The organism is Chryseobacterium culicis (genome assembly GCF_900108365.1).
Classification (GTDB): Bacteria; Bacteroidota; Bacteroidia; order Flavobacteriales; family Weeksellaceae; genus Chryseobacterium; species Chryseobacterium culicis.
In genome coordinates, this window is sequence record NZ_FNWQ01000002.1 from 673,046 (window position 1) to 693,084 (window position 20,039).

At 40.2% G+C, this 20,039-nt stretch carries 18 protein-coding genes; 14 read left to right on the plus strand and 4 right to left on the minus strand.

Annotated elements, in window-relative coordinates:
* Positions 1-55: 55 nt before the first annotated feature.
* The gene (locus BLW74_RS09340; RefSeq protein WP_089692143.1) at positions 56-859 is read right to left on the minus strand and encodes an SDR family oxidoreductase; all 804 of its coding nucleotides are present in this window, start codon (positions 857-859) and stop codon (positions 56-58) included.
* Between the two features lie 20 nt (positions 860-879).
* Positions 880-2,538, minus strand: coding sequence for an FAD-binding dehydrogenase (locus tag BLW74_RS09345; RefSeq protein WP_089692145.1), 1,659 nt, complete (start codon positions 2,536-2,538; stop codon positions 880-882).
* 150 nt (positions 2,539-2,688) lie between these two features.
* Between BLW74_RS09345 and BLW74_RS09350 the strand changes: the two genes are divergently transcribed.
* The 3 genes from BLW74_RS09350 (at position 2,689) to mug (ending at position 4,277) form a co-directional block, all read left to right on the plus strand.
* Entirely contained in the window at positions 2,689-3,117 is a 429-nt protein-coding gene (locus BLW74_RS09350; protein WP_089692147.1) for a rhodanese-like domain-containing protein, read from the plus strand.
* 1 nt (position 3,118) lies between these two features.
* Positions 3,119-3,616, plus strand: coding sequence for a TlpA family protein disulfide reductase (locus BLW74_RS09355; RefSeq protein ID WP_228424846.1), 498 nt, complete (start codon positions 3,119-3,121; stop codon positions 3,614-3,616).
* 157 nt (positions 3,617-3,773) lie between these two features.
* Positions 3,774-4,277: a G/U mismatch-specific DNA glycosylase gene (gene mug / locus BLW74_RS09360; RefSeq protein ID WP_089692150.1), complete on the plus strand. Its 504-nt coding sequence runs from the start codon at positions 3,774-3,776 to the stop codon at positions 4,275-4,277.
* Here mug and BLW74_RS09365 read toward each other — a convergent pair whose 3' ends face one another.
* On the minus strand, positions 4,278-4,883 hold the full coding sequence (locus tag BLW74_RS09365) for a DNA-3-methyladenine glycosylase (protein ID WP_089692152.1): 606 nt from the start codon (positions 4,881-4,883) through the stop codon (positions 4,278-4,280).
* A gap of 222 nt (positions 4,884-5,105) precedes the next feature.
* Positions 5,106-6,500: an aminopeptidase P family protein gene (locus BLW74_RS09370; RefSeq protein WP_089692154.1), complete on the minus strand. Its 1,395-nt coding sequence runs from the start codon at positions 6,498-6,500 to the stop codon at positions 5,106-5,108.
* 149 nt (positions 6,501-6,649) lie between these two features.
* Between BLW74_RS09370 and BLW74_RS09375 the strand changes: the two genes are divergently transcribed.
* The 11 genes from BLW74_RS09375 to BLW74_RS09425 all read left to right on the plus strand — a co-directional run bounded on the left by BLW74_RS09375 (position 6,650) and on the right by BLW74_RS09425 (position 20,036).
* Positions 6,650-7,144: a GNAT family N-acetyltransferase gene (locus BLW74_RS09375; RefSeq protein ID WP_089692156.1), complete on the plus strand. Its 495-nt coding sequence runs from the start codon at positions 6,650-6,652 to the stop codon at positions 7,142-7,144.
* 163 nt (positions 7,145-7,307) lie between these two features.
* Entirely contained in the window at positions 7,308-7,724 is a 417-nt protein-coding gene (locus BLW74_RS09380) for an RrF2 family transcriptional regulator (protein ID WP_089692158.1), read from the plus strand.
* Between the two features lie 83 nt (positions 7,725-7,807).
* A complete protein-coding gene (locus BLW74_RS09385) occupies positions 7,808-8,521 on the plus strand; it encodes a phosphoadenylyl-sulfate reductase (RefSeq protein WP_089692160.1) in 714 nt (237 codons plus the stop codon).
* A gap of 11 nt (positions 8,522-8,532) precedes the next feature.
* Entirely contained in the window at positions 8,533-9,441 is a 909-nt protein-coding gene (gene cysD / locus BLW74_RS09390) for a sulfate adenylyltransferase subunit CysD (RefSeq protein ID WP_262487319.1), read from the plus strand.
* A 106-nt stretch (positions 9,442-9,547) separates the two neighbouring features.
* Entirely contained in the window at positions 9,548-10,786 is a 1,239-nt protein-coding gene (locus BLW74_RS09395) for a sulfate adenylyltransferase subunit 1 (protein ID WP_089692162.1), read from the plus strand.
* Positions 10,787-10,790: 4 nt separating this feature from the next.
* A complete protein-coding gene (gene epsC / locus BLW74_RS09400; protein WP_089692163.1) occupies positions 10,791-11,621 on the plus strand; it encodes a serine O-acetyltransferase EpsC in 831 nt (276 codons plus the stop codon).
* Positions 11,622-11,648: 27 nt separating this feature from the next.
* A complete protein-coding gene (cysK, locus tag BLW74_RS09405) occupies positions 11,649-12,560 on the plus strand; it encodes a cysteine synthase A (protein WP_089692165.1) in 912 nt (303 codons plus the stop codon).
* Positions 12,561-12,583: 23 nt separating this feature from the next.
* Entirely contained in the window at positions 12,584-13,429 is an 846-nt protein-coding gene (gene cobA / locus BLW74_RS09410; protein ID WP_089692167.1) for a uroporphyrinogen-III C-methyltransferase, read from the plus strand.
* Positions 13,419-15,131 (plus strand): diflavin oxidoreductase, encoded by a 1,713-nt coding sequence (locus BLW74_RS09415; RefSeq protein ID WP_089692169.1) that lies wholly within the window; start codon positions 13,419-13,421, stop codon positions 15,129-15,131. Before cobA ends, BLW74_RS09415 begins: the two co-directional genes overlap by 11 nt.
* A 32-nt stretch (positions 15,132-15,163) precedes the next feature.
* The gene (locus tag BLW74_RS09420; protein WP_089692170.1) at positions 15,164-16,840 is read left to right on the plus strand and encodes an NADPH-dependent assimilatory sulfite reductase hemoprotein subunit; all 1,677 of its coding nucleotides are present in this window, start codon (positions 15,164-15,166) and stop codon (positions 16,838-16,840) included.
* A gap of 319 nt (positions 16,841-17,159) precedes the next feature.
* Positions 17,160-20,036 carry a TonB-dependent receptor gene (locus BLW74_RS09425; RefSeq protein ID WP_089692171.1) on the plus strand — a complete coding sequence of 959 codons (2,877 nt, stop codon included), beginning with the start codon at positions 17,160-17,162 and terminating at the stop codon, positions 20,034-20,036.
* Positions 20,037-20,039: the final 3 nt, after the last annotated feature.

Below are 20,039 nucleotides of genomic sequence, written 5' to 3' on the forward strand. Positions count from 1 at the left end.
GATGCTGCTAATGGACTATAAATGCACTATTCATAATTGAATGGTGCTTTTTTCTTTATACCACTTTAGCTTTACGGACTATCTTCGCCAGTAGATCCGGAAAGAATCTCTTCAGATAGACGGCTAGTACTTCTTTACCGCCTATGGCTTTTTGCTTTTTCTGTTTTTCAATGGCGGAGAGCATCTTTTTGGCGAAAACAGCGACATGCATTCCATTCTTTGTTGCTTCATCCATTGTTCCCTGCAACGAACCGTCTCCGGTAACCGCATTAATAGAAATCTCAGTTTGTATAAAACCCGGACAAATGATGGTAACCTTAATGTTCTGACTGAATACTTCTGCCCGTAATGCATCAAAAAAACCATGCAAAGCATGCTTGGCACCTGCATATCCGCTTCTCATAGGAGCTCCGAATATTCCCATAAGGCTGGACACCACAGCAATATGTCCTCCTTTATTTCTGATCATATAAGGTAGGACAGCCTTTGTAAGAGCTACTGTACCAATATAATCAATATCAATAAGCTGTTTATCCACTTCAATATGCGTTTCTAGAGCTAACGAACGTTGCGAAAGTCCGGCATTGTTAATCAAAATATCAATCTTTCCGAACGGCTCCATTGCTTTTGCTGCAACGGAAGGCATTTCTTTATAATCTTTAAGATCTAAAGGGATTACCGCATACCGATCTTTATTCAAACCAGCTTTCCCAACCACCGAATGAAGCTGTTCTTCTTTTCTGGACGAAAGAATAATCTTTGCATTGCTGCTCTTTGCCAGGTTTTTTACCAGCGCTTCTCCGATGCCTGATGATGCTCCTGTGATCCAGATAACTTTTTCATCAAAATAACTGCTCATACCCAACCATATTATTAAGTTTATAATCCCGCAATGTATTTTCCGGCTTTCATTCCTGAAAAAATACAGCCGCCCAAAAAAGTACCTTCCAAAGCTCTGTAGCCATGCATTCCGCCTCCTCCAAAGCCCGCCGCTTCTCCTGCAGCATAGAGCCCTTCAATGATACTGTCATCTTCTCTCAATACCTGACCGTTCAGATTGGTTTTTATTCCGCCCAATGTTTTACGGGTTAAAATATTAAGACGTACAGCGATCAAAGGCCCGTTTTCAGCGTCTAAGATCTTATGGGGAGAGGCTACACGCCCTAATTTATCCCCTAAATAATTTCTGGTATTCCGGATGTAATTAACCTGAGTATCTTTAGAAAATTTGTTGTCCAGTTCTCTGTCTCTGGCTTCAATCTGAGCTTTTATTCTTTCATAATGTAAAAGTTTATTTCCGGCAAGTTCATTCATTCTTTTCACAAGGTCTTCCAGATTGTCTGATACAATAAAATCTTTTCCGTGCTCTTTAAAAGCTTCTACAGGACCAGGGGCTTTTTTACCAAAAATACGCTTCAGAAAAAGAGGGTAGTCTTTATTGGTAATATCCGGATTCTGTTCTGAGCCGGAAAGCGCAAATTCTTTTTTAATAATTTTCTGGGTCAGAATAAACCAGGAATAGGAAAATCCCGTTTCCTGAATATATTTTAAAGTTCCCAATGTATCAAATCCCGGAAGAAAAGGAGCGGGAAGCCGTTTCCCTTTGGCATCAAACCATAAGGAAGATGGTCCCGGCAGGATACGGATTCCGTGGTTTGGCCATATAGGATTCCAGTTTTGCAAGCCTTCTGTGTAATGCCACATTCTGTCTGGATTTATAATGTGAGCACCTGCATTTTCTGCAATGCCAATCATTTTCCCATCTACATAAGCAGGAACGCCGCATATCATATTTTCAGGTGCTTTTCCCAGCCTTTCCGGCCAGTTTTTCCTTACCAGCTCATGATTGGCACCAATTCCTCCGGAAGCGATGATGATGTTCGGAGCGGTGTATTCAAAAGTGGAAATGATATTTCTGTTGGTCTCAGCTCCTCTTTCTTGCGTGTCATTTTCCAGAATATCTCCTTTAACCCCTTTTATTTTCCCGTTTTCTTCTGTAAGTTCGGTGACGCGATGTCTGAATTTCATCTGAAGCAGCCCTTTTTGCTGAGCTTCATAAGCTTTTTCCACAAAAGGTTTTACTACGCCCGTACCGGTTCCCCAACTGACATGAAAACGCGGTACGGAATTTCCATGACCTGTAGCCGAACCATCACCACGTTCTGCCCAGCCTACCATAAACATAAGTCTGATCCCCAGTCTGGAAATGTATCGATACTTTTCACCAGCTGCAAATTTCAGGTAAGCTTCAGCCCACTGGCGGGGCCAGTAGTCTTCCGGACGGTCAAATCCGGCAGTTCCTTTCCAGTCCTGTAATGCCAGCTCATAGGAATCTTTAATTCCCATTCTTCTTTGCTGGGGCGAATTGATCAGAAATAATCCTCCGAATGACCAGAAAGCCTGGCCGCCAATATTCTGCTCCGTTTCCTGATCCAACAGCAGTACTTTTTTTCCGCTATTTGTAATTTCCATGGCAGCAGTAAGCCCTGCCAGTCCGGTTCCGATGATGATGGCATCAGGCTGGAATCTTTCTTCCATTGTTAAAAGTGTTTTTATTCAGCAATACGTTCTATAAATGTATAAAATTATTTGTTACCGGATTACATATTAAAAAATCAATACACATCCTTACAGCAATTCAGCCATGAACTCTAAACTTTTCCTCTTATCTTTGCGAAAAATAGAAGTATGAAGTATTTGTTTATCATGGCATGTCTGGTCTGTTCGGTTTTCAGCCAGGCACAGCAAAAACAGGATCCGTGGAAAGACAGCCAGCTTATGGACCCTGCTTTACTGGCCTCCAGAATTGAAAAGCATACAACAAAAGATCTGGTGATCATCTCAGTTGGCCCTGAAGCTATCATCAAAGGTTCTGTAGATATTGGACCGACCCATGAACCTGAAAATCTGGAAAAACTAAGAAATTATCTTAGAGATATTCCTAAGAACAGAGAAATTGTGATTTACTGTGGATGCTGTCCTTTTGTAAAATGCCCTAATATACGTCCGGCTTTTGCGTTACTTATGGAAATGGGCTTCAAAAATGCGAAGCTTTTAAATCTTCCGAAAAATATTAAAACAGACTGGCTGGATAAAGATTACCCTACCAATGATTAATATGAAGACCTTCTGTACCATCCTGTTTTTTAGCCTGTTTTCAGGATCTGCCACTGCTCAAAATACAATAGAAATAGGAAAAAAAGCTCCGGAAATCATAATGAACAGGGCAGATGGCACCTCATTCTCTCTTTCTGCATTAAAAGGTAAGCTGGTTCTGATTGACTTCTGGGCAACATGGTGTGCTCCATGCGTAGAGGAACAGCCCCTGCTGAAAACGATGTATGAATCTTATTCGGAACAGGTGAAAAACAATCAGTTTGAAATTCTGGGAGTCTCTTTAGACAAGAATAAGGAAAGCTGGCAGAAAGCAATTGACAGGTTTGGTATCAACTGGATACAGATCAGCGATTTAAAATTCTGGAAAAGCCCGGTAGCAAAACTCTATGAGGTAGATGAACTTCCTTTTAATGTTATTATTGACCGCGAGGGTATTATTTTAGCAAAAAACCTTCACGGTAAGCAGCTTGAAGATTTTATAAGAGAAAAACTTAAGTAAGAATTAAGATAATAGAATTTCAAATAATGTAGAGAACAGTATTTATTTGCTGTTCTTTTTCTATCTCTGAATGCAACAGCAAAGACCGGAAAAAATAAACGTTTTCTATTAGAATTACCAACACATTTTTCACGAATGTATCAATTTCACATCAATTATGCTGACAGATATTATTAAACCACACCTTACCGTTATTTTCTGTGGAATCAATCCCGGGTTGAAATCATCCAATGACGGCCATCATTTTTCAGGAAGGAGTAACCGTTTTTGGAAAGTACTCCATCAGTCAGGATTTACACCTTATGAAATAGAGGCGGTGAATGACACGTCTCTTCTGGATTTCGGATATGGATTGACCACTGCTGTGGCAAGAGCAACCTCCCGTGCAGATGAGCTTGCTAAGGAAGAATTTGATGAATCTCTGGAAAGTTTTAAATCAAAAATTACAGCCAGCCAACCGAAATATATTGCTTTTCTTGGCAAGGCGGCCTACCAAGCTTTTTCTAAAAAGAAAGAAATTACCTGGGGCGAACAGCCTGAAAATTTCTGTGGATCAAAAGTTTGGGTTTTGCCTAATACCAGCGGCTTAAACCGTGGTTTTTCTCTTGATAGTCTCATTACGCACTATAAAGCGTTTTATGATTCGGTTTACAAATCCTGATTATGCTTTATTGGGCTTGCTTACATATTTGTTTCCCTTGACAAAAAAACGCCACGGCAAAAGAGCATCTTCCTGTGCGTAAGCAACACCAATACGGGGGCCTGCAATAATTTCGTCGGATGAATACGAAATACCATGGTCTTCAATCCATATCTCGTTTTCCGTTAAATCCTTCCTGTTGAATAACCGGTCTATTCCCAATGCTTTGGATGCTGATCCCGGTCCTGCAGAAATGGATGGCTTAGTGGCGGGCATATTTCGTCTCAATTCCATAATTTCTTTGCCGATCAAAGGTTCTATCGCTCTTACCAGAACTGCATGAGGCTCATCCTGCACAGAAGTCACAACATTGAAAAGATGGTGGATTCCGTAGCATAGATACACGTAAGAAACTCCGCCCTCACTGTACAATGTTTCAGTACGGCCTGTACGCCTGCCTCCGTAAGCATGGGAAGCTTTGTCATGTACGCCAAAATAGGCTTCTGTTTCTACAATGATTCCGGCCGTAGTTTCACCATTGATCTCAGTGAAAAGTACTTTTCCCAAAAGATCCTGCGCTATAAAGAGAACGTCGGGATTGGAATAATAGGAGCGTGGTAGTTTCATGAATGATTTTAGAAATTATTCACTCAAATGTAATAATAATCTTATAAAAATAGAAGTTATCAGAAATATAACATAGAAAAGGTACCACAAAAATCACATTTCATAAATTAGTGATTAATTTGGCACATGCATTGTTACTTTTAAACTACATCATTTTACACCACTATAAAAATTTATAGGTTTTGACACTTATTTTCCCCGGATTGCACCGGGGAATTTTTATTAAGCCAAGTATTCGGCTCTGTAATTTTCAATTTCTTCCACAGTCTTAATCAGTCCATTTCCTAAGAGTCTGTACCCTTCATCTGTGATCAGAAAGTCATCTTCTACGCGAATTCCACCGAAATTTCGGTATTCATTTACTTTATCATAATTAATAAAGTCTGCATTTCTGCTTTCAGCCTGCCACATGTCAATCAAATCAGGAATCATGTAGATACCCGGTTCAACCGTTACCACAAATCCGGATTCCAGTTCTTTTCCTAAACGTAAAGATTTCAATCCAAATGTTTGGGTATCTTTAGGTTCCTCCTCCGTGTAGCCGATATACTGTTCTCCAAGATCTTCCATATCATGTACATCAAGACCCATCATATGTCCTAACCCACACTGGAAAAACAGGGTGTGAGCGTGTTTTTTGACCGCTTCTTCAGCATTTCCTTTCATTAATCCAAGCTCAATAAGACCTTCTACCAGATTCTGGGCTGCTTTCAGGTGAATGTCTTTGAAACGAACGCCCGGCTTCAAAAGACTCTGGGCATTATTAAAAGCATTCAGAACGACTTCATACATTTCTTTTTGCTTGGTTGTAAAAGCTTTGCCTACAGGAAACGTTCTGGTAAGGTCACCGGCATATCCCATTGCAGTTTCCGCTCCTGAATCATTCAGGAAAAGATCTCCGTCTTTCATGGTATTGAGACGGTAGTGGTTGTGCAGGATACCTCCGTTTACCGTTACAATGGGAGGATAAGACATATGGCATTCTTTATTGGCTGCAAGGTACTGAATGGCATTGGCAATTTCATATTCCTTTACTCCCGGCCTGGCCAGTCGCATCGCAAGCAAATGCATTTCATTAGAAACTGTAACGGCTTCTTCTATCTGTACAATTTCACGGGTTTCTTTAACAGAACGCTGCTTTACAACAGCTTTAATCATTTCTACAGAAGGCTGTAAGGCTGAAATTGTAATTCCAAGAAGATCTGAAAGCAAAATTTTATTGGCAGACTGGTAGGGAGGGAGATAATGCACTTTTCTGCCTGAAGCCAGTGCTTTTGCAAGATATGAAGACAGTTCCGTATATGGCAAGATTTCCTGTACTCCAGATTTCAGACTTTTTTCTTTCAGGGTTTCCTGTCTGCCCATCCACACAATATCATCAATACTCAATTCATCGCCGAAAATGATGGTCTTATCTTCATCAATGTCAACAACTGCTGCTATACGCGGCTCCTGAATTCCGAAATAGTATAGGTACGTGCTGTCCTGACGAAAATAATAAGGATTATGCTCAAAGTTCACGGGATTTTCTATATTTCCCAAAAACAATAGAATTCCGTTTTCTACATTGGTTTGTAATACGGTTCTTCTCTCCTGATAGGTGGCTGCTGAAAACATAGTAGGAATAGTTTTTTATTTAGAGGTTTAATGTACGATTTGTATCGCTGAAAGACTTCTTTGTTACAAGAAAGTTTAGATTTTTATGATGGGTTCTGAGTTTATTTATGTAATTTTATCGTATTGCCTAATTTCATTATGCCATTTCAATGTACTATAAAAGCGACATCATCATTATCCGCGAATTTACTCCGGAAGAATTCCCTTTATTCTCTCATCTTTTCGAAAATGAAAATGTAACCCGGTACCTTCCGTACAAAACCCAGGAGGAATACAAAGAAATGTTCGATAAAGCATTGGCAGATTATAAAGAAGGATCCTTCAGCAGATGGGGAATATTTAATGCTGAAAACCACGATTTTGTAGGAATGTGTCTTGCAAGAGTATTCCTGGACAACCCGGAACAAATAGAAATAGGGTATACCATAGGAGAAAACTATTGGGGAAAAGGTCTCGGAACAGAAGTATGTAAAGCACTTGTTGAATACTGTTCCTCTCTTAATCACCAAAAAGATATTGTGGCTGTAACCGATCTTGACAATATCGGATCTCAAAAAGTACTTCTGAAAAGTGGCTTCAACAGAACTGAAAATCTTGCACGAGAAGACAGAGAGCTGGCTTATTTTATTTTACAGAAAGAGTAAACAGGTCTCATATTACAAATGAAAGACCGGGAATTCCCCTCCTGTGGAGGGGTGGTAAAAATTCAAAGAATTTTTGACGGGGTGGTTCTCAAACATCCACTTCGTGCTTCTTCACTATAAAACATTTCATTTATCAGATAATTTATCATAACTTGCAGAAATTATGATGTCGAAACGTTGCAAATATGCGCTTAAAGCAATGGTCAGATTAGCAAGGAATTATAACCAGGGCTTTCTGCCGACTTCCGTTATTGCACAGGACGAAAACATCCCCAAAAAATTTCTGGAACAAATTCTCCTTGAACTTAAAAGAGCCAAACTTGTCAACAGCAAACAGGGTAAAGTAGGGGGATACTACCTTCTGAAATCACCTGATGAGGTTTCACTGGCAGACATTTACCGTATTTTCGATGGACCTATTGCACTTACACCGTGCGTTTCCCTAAATTTTTATGAAGCATGTGACGATTGTGTGGACGAAGCAGTCTGCTATCTGAGAAAAGAATTAATGATTGTTCGTGAAAAGACCAGAACAAGCATGATGGAGGCTACTCTTACTAAGTTTATCGCTAAGGAATAAAATTTTTTTTATTTAAATTCTACCATTTTGATAGGAGTTATAGAATTTTATATATATTTGCAAAACTTAAATCTCAATTCAAAATGAATAACAGTCTGGAAAATGAATTCGAAAATCTTGTAAAAGAGGCTCAGGAGGCTTCTTTTCAAACCAATGCACTGCAAATACTGACTGAAAGATTTCCGGGTAGAGTAATCTTCTCAACCAGTTTCAGTTATGAGGATCAGGTCATCACTCATCTGATAAAAGATTTAAATATTGAAATATTTACCCTGGATACGGGAAGACTTTTCGAACAAACTTATGAAACATGGGCTTCTACAAAGGCCTTCTTTAAAAAGAACATCAAAGCCTACTATCCGGATATGGAAGAGCTTAGCAAGCTGGTAACAGAAAATGGTCCTGATTCATTCTATCAGTCGGTAGAGAAGAGGAAAGCATGCTGTACCATCCGGAAAGTTCATCCCTTAAAAAAAGCACTGAAAGGGTACGAAGTATGGATCACCGGTCTGAGAGCGGAACACTCTGCCAACAGACAGAATATGCCTCAACTGGAATGGGATCCGGATAATAAGATCATAAAATTTCATCCCATCCTTCATTGGACTACGGAACAGGTAACAGCATATGTAAAGGATCATCATTTACCTTATAATCACCTTCATAAGAAAGGGTTTGTAAGCATAGGATGTGAACCGTGTACCAGAGCCATCAAAGAAGGTGAAGATTTCAGAGCTGGCCGATGGTGGTGGGAAGATGCCAGCAAAAAAGAATGCGGTCTGCATATTCATCAATAAAAAATAAAAAAATGTCAATACATCAATTAAACTATTTAGATCAGCTTGAAGCAGAATCTATCTATATATTCAGAGAAGTAGCAGGTCAGTTTGAACGTCCGGCTTTATTATTCAGCGGAGGAAAGGACAGCATTGTACTGGCCCATCTTGCGAGAAAAGCTTTCTTTCATGGGAAAATCCCGTTTACATTTGTTCATGTAGACACCGGGCATAACTTTCCGGAGGTATTGGATTTCCGGGATCAGCTGGTAAAACAGCTAGATGTCAATCTCGTAGTGAGGAAGGTAGAAGATACCATACAAAGCAAAAAGCTGACGGAGGCTAAAGGTAAATTTCCAAGCAGAAACTGGCTGCAAACCTATACACTTCTTGATACGATTGAAGAATTTGAATTTGATGCATGCATTGGAGGTGCCAGAAGAGATGAGGAAAAAGCAAGAGCAAAAGAAAGAATATTCTCCGTTCGTGATGAATTCGGGCAGTGGGATCCTAAGCTTCAGCGGCCTGAGCTTTGGAATATTTTCAACGGAAAAATTCACAAAGGAGAAAATGTGAGAGTATTCCCGATAAGCAACTGGACAGAGCTTGACATATGGAATTATATCCGAAGAGAGAAAATTGCGCTCCCCTCCATTTATTTCTCTCATGAAAGAGAAGTAATCGACTTTAACGGACAGTGGCTTGCCAATTCCTCCCATGTAGTCTTAGATCCGGAAGATATTATTACCACCAGGAAAATCCGGTACCGAACCGTAGGTGACATGACCTGCACAGCAGCCGTAGAATCCAATGCCACAACAATAGATGCCGTAATCGAAGAAATTGTAGCAACCAGAATATCAGAACGCGGCGAGACCAGAATAGACGACAGGGTAACAGAAGCCGCGATGGAAGACCGGAAAAAAGGAGGATACTTTTAGATAAGCAATCAGCGATGAATAATAAGTAGTAGAAAAACAACTTTTACTTCTTAAACAGCACAATATTACTCATTGCCCATTACTCATTATTTATAATTACAATCGAATGGACATATTAAGATTTATAACAGCAGGAAGCGTAGATGACGGTAAAAGTACCCTTATCGGCAGGCTGCTTTACGATAGCAAAAGTATTTTGCAGGACCAGTTGGAAGTCCTTGAAAAGCATTCAAAAAATAAAAACGAAGACGGAGTAGATCTCGCCCTTTTAACAGACGGTCTGCGTGCAGAAAGAGAGCAGGGGATTACCATAGATGTTGCTTACCGCTACTTCTCAACAGCAAAAAGAAAATTTATCATTGCTGATGCTCCCGGGCATGTGCAGTATACCCGTAATATGATCACAGGAGCATCCAACTCAGATCTGATGGTTATTCTGATTGATGCCCGAAAAGGAGTAATCGAGCAAACCAGAAGACATTCCATCATCGCTTCTTTATTACAGTTGAAAAAGGTTGCTGTAGCCATTAATAAAATGGATATGGTAGATTATTCCGAAGAAGTTTTTGAAAACATTAAATCAGAATATTCGAAAATTGCAGAAAATCTGGGTTTGAATGACGTAAGTTACTTTCCGATCTCTGCATTAAAAGGAGATAATATCGTCTCAAAATCTTCAAGAACAGACTGGTACGCAGGGAATTCTCTTCTGGAATACCTTGAAGAAGTAACAATCAATGAAGAAAAAAATAACGGAAACCGCTTTCAGGTACAGTACGTAATCCGTCCTCAAACTGATGAACTGCATGATTACAGAGGATATGCCGGACAAATATTAAGCGGAAAATTCAAAAAAGGCGATAAAATCCACGTTCTTCCAGCAGATCTGGTTACTGAAATTACCAAAATTGAGATTAATGGTATAGAGAAGGAAGAAGCCTTTGAGGGACAGCCTGCCGTTATTCACCTTGATCATGATTTAGATATCAGCCGGGGAGATATTTTTGTTACGGAAGAACAAATTCCGGCGGTGGAAAAAGATCTTGAAATTTTGTTATGCTGGCTGGATCAGAAACCGCTGCAGCCAGGCAATAAATACCTTTTGCAGCAAAACAGCAGACTGGTAAAAGCAGTGGTAAAAGAGGTAGACTACAAGATCAACGTCAATACCCTTGTCAGAGAACAGGTGGATGGAGAAATTAAACTGAATGAAATTGTAAAAGTTACCCTCCGTACGGCACAGCCGCTGGTGTATGACAGCTTTACCCATAATAAAACAACGGGCTCGGCTATTTTGGTGGATGAAACGTCCAATTCAACGGTAGCGGCCTGTATAATTCAATAAAACAATGGCAATTTCCGATCAATTAATACAAAGAATTCATCAGACCAAACAAAATAATAGTCATGGATTCTTTGATAAAATAAAGACCAAAAAATGGGTAAAGGATCTGTATGAAACACTTTTCCTGCCTCAGAATGACAATACGGAAGATCAGCTGAAACGAAATTTTGAAACCCTGCAGGAAACACTTTCAGAACTTATCAATACGGTCACAGGAGATCAAATCCTTGCTCAGCAGCAGGCCGGAAATTTTTTTGAAGCTTTACCGGAATTATACAGCCTGCTGGTTCTCGATGCTACATCTATTGTAGAGTTTGATCCTGCTGCTGATTCTCTGGAAGAAGTGTACCTGGCATATCCGGGCTTTTTTGCCACATATGTTTACCGTATTTCGCATCAGCTCTGGAGTCAGGAATTGAAGATTTTACCGCGTGTCATTTCAGAATACGCCCATAGTAAAACCGGAATTGATATTCATCCGGGAGCAACGATAGGAAAGTCTTTCTTTATTGATCATGGAACAGGAATAGTGATCGGAGAAACAACCATTATCGGAAACAATGTCAAAATCTATCAGGGAGTCACCCTCGGAGCTTTGAATGTTTCCAAAGAAAAAGCCCATCAGAAAAGGCATCCCAATATAGAAGATGATGTGATTATCTATTCGGGAGCAACCATTCTGGGCGGGCAGACCACTATCGGAAGAGAAAGCATTATAGGAGGAAATGTATGGATTACACAGGATGTTCCTGCAAATTCTCTGGTTTACCATAAAAGCGAAATAAAAATAAAGGATAACAGTTCCTTACCGGAATCATTAACCTTTGTCATCTAAAAAAACAAAAATAAAAAGTACATTGATATGAAATTTCAGAATGCATTAGAAACGATTGGGAATACGCCCGTCGTAAAAATTAATAAGCTCTTCGGTTCAGATCATGAAATCTGGATCAAACTTGAGAAAAACAATCCTGGCGGCAGCATTAAAGACAGAATCGGATTGGCCATGATTGAAGATGCAGAAGCCAAAGGATTATTACATAAAGACAGCGTCATTATAGAGCCTACAAGCGGAAATACGGGAATAGGACTTGCTTTGACAGCCGCTGTAAAAGGATACAAACTCATCCTTGTTATGCCGGAAAGCATGAGTATAGAACGCCGTAAAATTATGGAAGCTTACGGTGCTGAATTTGTGCTTACTCCAAGAGAAAAAGGAATGAAAGGCGCTATTGAAAAAGCTAATGAATTGGCTGAAGAAACTGCCAATTCATGGATTCCGAGACAGTTTGACAATCCTGCCAATGTAAAAGTACATATAGAAACCACCGCTCAGGAAATTTTAAAAGACTTTCCGGACGGACTCGATTATATCATTACAGGAGTAGGAACCGGAGGACACATTACCGGAATCGCAAAAACGGTAAAAGAAAAATATCCTGATGTAAAGGTATTTGCTGTAGAACCCGAACTATCCCCCGTACTAAGCGGAGGAAGCCCTGCACCGCATCCGTTACAGGGATTGGGAGCCGGGTTTGTGCCTTCTATCCTGGATATTACCCTTTTAGATGGAGTGATTACAGTAGGCAAGGAGGAAGCTTATGAATACGCTGTTAATGCCGCTAAAAAAGAAGGACTTTTTGTAGGGGTATCTACAGGAGCCGCTTTAGCAGCCATCGCCAAACAATTACCGGAAATACCGCCAAACGCTAAAATCCTTACCATTAATTATGATACCGGAGAAAGATACCTTTCTGTAGAAGGACTCTTCTAAATCCTTAATTAACACCTACTTCAATGAAAACAAATATAAAATCACCAAAGGTCTACCTTATCGGTGCAGGGCCCGGCAATCCTGACCTCATCACTGTAAAAGCAGTAAAAGCTATCGCAGAAGCAGACGTCATTTTATGCGACCGTCTTGTAAGCCCGGAAATTCTGGAAACCTACGTTAATGAAAACACAGAAATCATTTATGTAGGAAAAGAATGCAGCAAAAATGCTTCCACCCCTCAGTCTCATATCAATGCTTTATTGGTGGAGTATGCCCGTCAGAATAAAACTATTGTAAGATTGAAAGGAGGAGACGTTTCCATATTTTCCAATATTCTGGATGAGTTGCAGGCTTTAAAACAAAATCATATTCCTTACGAAATTATTCCGGGAATTACAGCCGCTTTAGGGGCTGCAGCCTTTGCAGGAATGCCTTTAACAGCAAGAGGATATTCCACATCCGTCCGTTTTCTGACTTATTATAAATCAGAGATCGTAAGTGAGGAATACTGGAAAGAACTTGCCCAGACTGATGATACCCTTGTTTTCTATATGTCTAAAGGAAATCTTACCCCACTTGTTGAAAAGCTGAAAGAACTTCAGATCTCGAGTGATAAAAAAATTGCAGTCATTGAACAGGCTACAACCCCTTTCCAAAAGGTATATACCTCATCCTTTGATGATTTTAATGAAAAATTCGGAGATAAAAACTTTGCATCCCCATCATTGGTAGTGGTGGGTAAAGTTGTGAACCTCCATGAAGAATTTTCATGGCTCAAAAATGCTGAGCAGGAAGGTCTTTATTTCAAATCAGTAGAAAACGGAAGTCTCATCCCAACCACTCAAAATTTCTTTGAATATGCTGTCTGAAACTAAATTAAACGTACTAAAACAAATATCCGCAGATCTCTCCAGAGAAGAAGCCATCTGGGCCAGTGGATATCTGGCCGGAATTGCAGGAGGATCGTCACTCACAGCCGTTCTGCCGCCACAGGAAACGAGTAGTACTACACAGAATGCGGTAAAAAAAATAACGCTGGCATACGGTACGGAAACCGGAAACAGTAAAAAACTCGCTACAGCCCTTGCAGGTATCGTGAAGAAAAAAGGACTTCAGGTAAAACTGGCAGACCTTTCCCAATACAAGCCTAAAGATTTGGTTAAAGAAGAGTTCTTCTTTGTAGTCATCAGCACTCAGGGAGAAGGCGAACCGCCAGCCCTTGCCAAAAAGTTCTACGATTATATTTATGAAAATGAAATAAATCTCAGCGGACTAAAATATGGGGTATTGGCTTTGGGAGATACCAGCTATCCTTTATTCTGCCAAACCGGAGAAGATGTAGATTCGCGTTTTGAAATATTGGGTGCTCAGCGTATTATTCCATTAAAAAAATGTGATATTGATTACGAGCAGGAAGCTTCTCATTGGATAGAGCATGTATTAGACACTGTCAATAAAAATGCTGGTCAGAGTACAAAAAACACTTCAGCTCCAAAGGCTTCTACCGGAAGAAAGAAATATCTGGGAAAAGTTTCAGCCATCATCAATCTAAATGATATTACGTCTGAAAAAGAAACTTACCATATTGAAATTGAAACCGAAGAAGCGCTTGCCTACCAACCTGGTGCCGCTTTGGGAGTGATTCCATTCAATTCAAAGGAAGTAGTTCATGAAATTATTGCTCTCACAGGAATTGATCCAAAGAAACAGGTAGAAACAACAAAAATTACAGATGCTGTAGAAGAACTTCTGCACAAGCATCTTAATATCAGTTATCTCCTTAAATCCGTGGTGGCTCAATATGCAAAAATAACGGGACATTCCATCCCGGAAGTAAGATTAAGCCTTCTTGATCTGCTTAGGATTTATCCGGTAAAAAATGCAGATGAGTTTGAAGACATCATTCAGATATTGACAGCGCAAGCCCCACGTCTTTACTCAATATCTTCCTCTGTGGAAGCTCATGGTGATACGGATATTCATATTACTGTTGCCAAATCAGAATTCTTTATTGATCATCAGAAACACAACGGATTATGCAGTGGTTTTCTAAGCGAATTCAAAGAAGGAGAAGAAATAGAATTTTATATTCAGGAGGCGGGACATTTCAAACTTCCGGAAGCAAATAAAGATATCATCATGGTCGGTCCGGGAACAGGAATAGCACCTTTCAGATCATTTCTTTGGGAACGTGATGCTACAGGTGCAGCAGGAAGAAACTGGCTTTTTTTCGGCGACAGAAACTTTGTATCAGACTTTCTTTACCAGGCAGAACTTCAGGATTTTCTTAAAACTGGCAGCTTAACACATTTAGATCTTGCTTTTTCAAGAGATACCGCTGAGAAAGTATATGTTCAGCACAGGCTGGAAGAAAAAGCTCAGGAAGTATTTTACTGGCTGGAAGGCGGAGCATCGGTGTACGTATGCGGAGCCAAAGAACCCATGGCTTATGATGTAGAACAAACACTTCTTACCATTATTCAGAATGAAGGAAAACGCAGCAGAGAAGACGCCGTGCTGTATCTGGAAGATATGGAGATGAGCGGCAGATATGCTAAAGATGTGTATTAAAGAAGTATTCGTAAAAATTAAAGAAAACAGTTATGAACAATGATAAAGAAAACCTTTCACCGGTAGAAAGGATCAAAACCAGCAGCAACGGGCTCAGAGGATCTTTAAAAGAGAGCCTTGCTGATCAATTTACCGGAGCCATAAGGGAAGATGACCAGACTCTGATCAAATTTCACGGAATGTACCAACAGGACGACAGAGACCGAAGGGAAGAGCGTGTCTCCAAAAAACTGGAATGGCTGTATTCTTACATGATCAGATTAAGGCTTCCCGGCGGCTTTTTAACTCCTGAACAATGGGTAGGACTGAATGAAACAGCAGAGGATCATTCTACGGGCACCATTAAAGTAACGACAAGACAGACCATTCAGCTCCACGGTATCTTAAAATCTCATTTAAGACCTACCATTCAGAGCTTCAACCTGAAGCATCTGGATTCTATAGCGGCCTGTGGAGATGTTAACAGAAATGTAACCTGTACTGCCAATCCTTCGGAATCGCCTTTGCAGCAGGAAGCTTATGAACTGGCAGGTAAAATCAGCGAAATGTGCCTTCCTAAAACCAAAGCTTACTATGACATCTGGATTGATGACGAACTTCTGGTAGACCGTAAAGCCGAAGAGGATCCATTGTATCAGGACAGATACCTTCCAAGAAAACTGAAAATAGGAATAGCTGTTCCGCCCAATAATGATGTGGACGTCTTCATTAATGATATTGCCCTGATCGCAATTATCGAAAATGATAAAATTGTAGGGTACAATATCGCTGCAGGAGGTGGATTAGGAGCCACTCATGGAAATGAAGCCACTTACGCCCGTCTTGCATCCATCCTTGGATTTGTGGATACCGAAGAAAAAGTATTAAAAGCAGTCTACGAAATCATCACCGTACAAAGAGACTTCGGAAACAGAAGCGACCGAAAATTATCAAGATTAAAATACACGATTGATAAATTGGGTATCGACCAGTACAGAACAGAAGTAGAAAAAAGAACAGGATTCAGCTTTGAACCTGCCAGGGAATTTAAGTTTGAACAGAGAAAAGACCGTTATGGCTGGATTCAGAATCATGAAGGAAAGTGGTTCTATACGGTATTTGTAGAGCACGGAAGAATCCTTAACACCGCAGAATATCCTTTAAAATCAGGATTATTAAAAATCGCACAGACGGGTAAAGCCAATTTCCGATTTACCTGCAACCAGAACCTTATTCTGGCTGATATTGAGGAAAAAGATAAACCTGAAATTGAAAATATTTTAAAAGAACACGGAATTTCAGAGTATACCCATGGAGCAAGTGCCTTACGTAAAAACTCTGTTGCCTGCGTGGCCCTGAACACCTGTTCGCTGGCTTTGGCGGAAGCACAGCGTTATTTACCTTCTTTGGTGACTAAAATAGAACCTATTCTTGAAAAATATGGACTGCTGGAAGAAGATATTACCATCCGTATGACCGGCTGTCCAAACGGCTGCGGAAGATCTCCCAATGCTGAAATCGGATTTGTGGGCACCGCTTATGGGAAATATAATCTTCACATCGGTGGAGACCGCTTAGGAATGCGACTGAATACAAAATTTAAAGAAAACATTGGCGAAGAAGAAATTCTGACCACGCTGGATGAGCTTTTCGGAATATATGTACAGAAAAGACTTGCAGAAGAAACATTTGGTGATTTTTCATACCGTTATTTACACACCTTAAATTAATTATATGGCTAATTTTCATGATGATCTGAAAAAAAACAAAAAAACTCAACCACTTCTTTTAGGCAGACGAATGTGTATGTGTTGTTGATTCTTAAAATAACAATACAAACAAAGCTGTTTGAAGTTTTTAAATCATGGAAGTCAGCAATACTATTAATGGCTTAAACCACCCCGTCAAAAATTCTTTGAATTTTCGCCACCCCTCCAAAAGAGGGGAATTCTAAGCCCTCCAATTGTAATATTAACTAATATAGAAGACTTTCATCATAGAAGTAAAAAATTCAGACAGCTTCATTCTCAACCTAAAAAATGAAGCAAAATGAAAAACAAAAAGCAGGGAAATTTTCTGCCAAAAGCGGGTATTATCGCATTCACATTTCTATTTTTTAACCTGGCAGAAGCCCAGCAGCAGCTTATAGAGCTCAGCGGAAGCATCAAAAATACAGGTACACGCAAAGGCCTGGACTCCGTAAAAGTACAGATTGAAAACACTCAGGATACTGCATTAACGGATCAGTCCGGTAATTTTAAGCTCAGAACCAGAGTTACCATTCCGTTCCGGGTAGTCATTCAGAAAGATGGTTTCACCAGTCAGACGGTAGAAATCCTTTCACCGTCTAACAAAATAACCGTAGGACTGAACCCTCAGAACACGATCATAGACGATGTGGTAATTTCGGCCTCCAGAGTTCCGGAAAAGATATTAAGATCGCCGATAGCCATCGAAAAAATTGACATTAAAACCATCAGAGAAAGTCCAGCAGCATCCTTCTATGAAACACTTGAAAATGTAAAAGGATTACAGCTTTTGACCTCAAGTCTTACGTTGAAAATTCCTAATTCGAGGGGATTTAATTCGCCTAATAACTTCCGTTTTATGCAATTGGTAGACGGAGTAGATGTACAGTCGGCAACGTTGGGAGTACCTCTTGGAAATGCCATAGGACCTACTGAGCTGGATATCCAATCTATGGAAGTCACTCCGGGAGCCGCTTCAGCCCTGTACGGAATGAATGCCATCAACGGACTGGCAAGCTTACAGACCAAAGATCCGTTTACCTCTGAAGGAATAAGTGTTTATTTCAGAGGTGGAGTGAATCATGTAGACAATGTTAACCACAAAATAAGTTCTCTGGGAGAAAGTGCTATCCGTTTTGCGAAGGTGATCAATAAAAACTTTGCAGTGAAAGTCAATGCCTCTTATTTCAGCGGTACAGACTGGATTTCCAATAACCTGACGGATCAGAATTCAGGATCGCTTGTTACAGCCAATCCTAATTTTGCACTGGCCAATAATCCGGCAGAAGACCTTTGGAATAAATACGGTGACGAAAGAAACAACCGTGTCGCTGTAAAAGTGGATTACAATGGGAAACCTACTACATTCAACGTTTCAAGAACAGGCTATCTGGAGAAAGACCTGGTAAGTCCGGATGTGAAAAATATTAAGTTTGATGCTGGATTATACTACCGTTTCGGAGATCAGTGGAGAACTTCTTATGTGTATCGTTACGGCTTACTGGACGGAACTTTTCAAAGAGGAAATAAAATCCGTCTGCAGAACGCTACTGTTCAAAACCACAAGATAGAGCTGACGGGAAAAGAACTGACTTTCAGAGCGTATGTATCTATAGAAAACACGGGAGATTCCTACAATCTTAAACCTTTGGCAGATAACCTTGATCTCACCAATCTTTCCAATACCAACTGGAAAAATATATTCCAGACCGCCCTTCAGAACAACCTGAATGCAGGTGCCAATCTTAACGACGCATTCATCTTAGCCCGTCAGGAAGCAGATAAGAACAGAGCTGTACCGGGAACGCAAGCCTTTGAGCAGCTCAAAAATACCATTATCGGAATCAATAACTGGGATTCCGCGAATGGAGGGGTAGCAGGGGCTCCGTCAACGGGAGGAGCAAAACTTGAGCAGAAATCCCGCTTTTATCAGGGGGAACTTACTTATGATTTCAGCAGATTTGTGAAAATCTTCAATCTTCTTGCAGGCGTAGATTACCGTTTGTACAGTATTACTCCGGATGGGAACAATTTTGTTGACTTTAACCGTCCTGTTAATGAGAGAAATATTCCTTTAGCCAACGGTACCTTTGGAAAAGATGTTATTTATCAGAAATATGGTGCTTTTGCACAGATTACCAAGCTTTTCTTTGATGATAAATTAAAAATCAATGCTGCTTTACGTATCGACAGAAATCCGGAATTTGAAGCGAAACTGAACCCGAGAATCAGTGTGGTTTATTCTCCGGTTAAAGAACATAATTTCAGAGCTTCATTCCAGAACGGCTACCGTTTTCCATCACTGTTTGAAGCTTTATCATTTGTAAATAACGGAAATGTAAGAAGGGTAGGCGGCCTTTCCAAAGTAAATGACGGATTGGGCTATCTGGAAAATTCCTATACGCTGGCTTCCATTGATCAGTTTACCTCAGCAGTGAACAAAGATATAGATGCGGGAAAAACCCAGGCTCAGGCCGCTCAGGATAACAAGCAGCTTTTAACCGTAGCCAGTCTGCAGAAATTACAGCCGGAAAAAATCAATTCATTTGAAGTAGGGTATAAGTCAACTTTTTTCAATAATAAGCTGGTGCTTGACTGGGATTTCTATTACAACATTTATGAAGGATTTCTTGGACAGGTAGAAGTGGCTGTTCCAAAAAACAGTCAGGTAGGAAGCAATGCTGCTGTACTTGCAATGCTTGACAGAAGCAAACAGGACCGATACAGGGTGTATACCAACAGCAACAGTACCTACAAAAGCTATGGAACCTCTTTAGGAATCCGTTATAATATCACAGGAAACTATAATGTAAATACGAATGTTTCTTATAATAATCTTGCCTCTAACAATGCTTCAGATTTATTTATCACCGCTTTCAATACCCCGAAATGGATGGTGAATGTAAGTGTAGGAAACAGGGAGATTGTTAAAAATATAGGATTTACCCTTGTGGCAAGATGGCAGAGCGGTTTTATGTGGGAAAGTCCTTTAGCATCCGGAGCAATTCCTGCATACTACACCCTTGATGCTCAGGCCACCTGGAAGCTTCCGGAAATTCGTGCAAACATTAAAATAGGGGCTACCAATCTTCTGAACAGACGTTATTACCAGTATGCAGCGGGTCCTGAAATCGGAGGGCTATATTATCTCGCTTTTACTTATGACTTAAAACTGTAATCA